General features: G+C 49.0%; 1 protein-coding gene. It reads right to left on the bottom strand.

What is annotated here, in order from left to right; translation table 11 throughout:
- Positions 1-168: 168 nt before the first annotated feature.
- Positions 169-1,536 (bottom strand): hypothetical protein, encoded by a 1,368-nt coding sequence (locus QM529_07750; protein MDI9314548.1) that lies wholly within the window; start codon positions 1,534-1,536, stop codon positions 169-171.
- Positions 1,537-2,130: the final 594 nt, after the last annotated feature.

The raw sequence follows: 2,130 nt of genomic DNA on the forward strand, positions 1-2,130 counted from the left end.
CTCCCTTGCTGAAGCAATGGAGGCAATGTGGCATTTTTGGAACTGAAGTAGTAGCATAAAAAAAAAGGGTGGTTATTGCTAACCACCCTTTTAATTTTTTGCGCATTATTAAACGCTCATAACGGAACTATATCGTCATCAACAAATTTCAGGGAAATTTTTTGATAATTAGAAGTTGACGCCCAAGCCCGCGCCGATGAAGAGGGCGAGGGGGCCGGCCATGCGGGTGTAAGTTATCGCGCCGGATGTTGCGGTGCCGCTGACCGAACCCTCCGACCCGAAATAACGCACGTTGAAAAGTTCGTGAATGTATTTAACATTGATGTCGAAATGCAACAGGTTGTTGTCATATTCAACCGCAACCTGTGGCGCCAACACAAAACCCGCATCGTCCTTCGCCGAACCGCCGGCCGCCGCTGGGGCTGGGGCTGGGGCTGGGGCGTTACAGGTGGTGCCATTCCATGTGTAACCCTGAGCCGCCTTAACATCGCAGGCCGCTTTGTCCGCCGCCGACGTTACCCTTGCCTCAACCGCCGCCGCCGCCGTTGCACCAAGCCGTGTTACATAATCCGCCCGCGATTCAAATATGCTGACGGAGGTAAGAGCGGTTGTATTCGGAGGGTTATTCCTATTCAATTGGGCAAGGGCATTGGTGGTGTCGGTATTGCTGGTAACGCCAGTTAATTGCCGCCACAAGCCATAGGAGACGGTGCCGTTTTGATATTTAAAATAAACAACTTCCTTATTTATACTATCCACAGCATTGTTATCGTCAGAAAAATTATAACCTGTGCCACTGTTGGGTGCAGAGGGAAATGCTTGGGCACTGCTAACACATTGCCCAGCCGTGAGACTAGCCGGAGAACTGCCGCCAATAGAATCTGCACAAAAAACGGCGGCGGCGCCTATTGCATAAACCGCACCCCCCGCCACTTTGGTGCCGGCCTTGCTTTGCGCGCCGCTGGCCGGCAATTTTTGCGCCCAATTTACGTCTGACAGGCTGAAACCAACCCCCAACCCAACCCGCAAACCCCAATTGTCGGCTTGGTCAAGTTTAAACCGATAACTTGGCGTAATGGTCATTACGTGATATGGTGCGTCGTAATTAAATTGCGTGCCATGGACGTCTGTCCCTAACCCCGTCCATTTATGATTAAAACCCAAATAATCGGCCGACAGGCCGAATCCGGTTTTGCTGGTCCAACCCAAGCTAACCCCGTAACCAACCCCACCGGTCGCGGTGGAGGTATTGCCACCGATGCTGGGTAATTCGGCGTTTGATTTGTTCCAATCGCCGGCGAAGCTGTAAACATAACCGACATCGGCCTTTAACAATAATTTTCCGGCCACGGCGTTGGCAAGCAATGGGCCGTTCGCCCCCGTTCCATTCTTGTTGTTGCCAGCATTTTGGGCATTGGCGTGGGTGGTGAAACCCGCGCTGGATAGGGCGGATGTAATTAACAGCGCAAATAATTTTTGCGCTATCGCTTCGCTGTTTGAGCGCGAAGTTATTTTGGTGCGTAAATTCTTTTTCATGGCGTTATTTTTAACATATTTTTAGGGGTGTCCGCAAGTGCAAAAATTACTTCTGGGGCTTATAACATATTTTTCTTAATTTATCAATAATAGTAAACAATAATTGATGGCGAACCCCATCCCATGTTGGCGAACCCACCCAAAAAACATGGTCGCTGTCGCGGTGTTCGTATTTTTATCCCTCCCTTGCTGAAGCAATGGAGGCTTTGCGCGATTTTTTAAAAAAAGGGTGGTTATACCCGTTGGCGTGTGCCACACGCCAACGGGATGGATAAAACAAGGAGCGTCAGCGACTATGTTTTATAGGGGGGTTAGTCACCGATTGCGAATCTGAAATGAGGTCTAACCTACCTGAGAAATATATTCGCTCGCAATGCTCGCTCATTATTTCTCTATCCTCCCTTGTACACAAGGGAGGTCGACAAACGTTTTTTCATAAAAAAATGTTGCTAACGAACCCACCCAAAAAACATGGTCGCTACGCTCCCTGTTTTTATCCCTCATCGGCGGCTGAAGCAAGGGAGGATGGAAATTAAGGAGCGTTAGCGACTATAATTTCGAGGTGGGTTCGCCAACTATATTTTTTGATAAAAT

This window comes from Hydrotalea sp. (assembly GCA_030054115.1).
Taxonomy (GTDB): domain Bacteria; phylum Pseudomonadota; class Alphaproteobacteria; order JASGCL01; family JASGCL01; genus JASGCL01.

Excerpts from the sequence above, each read along its gene's own strand:
- QM529_07750 (MDI9314548.1), bottom strand. The coding sequence starts at position 1,536 with ATGAAAAAGAATTTACGCACCAAAATAACTTCGCGCTCAAACAGCGAA.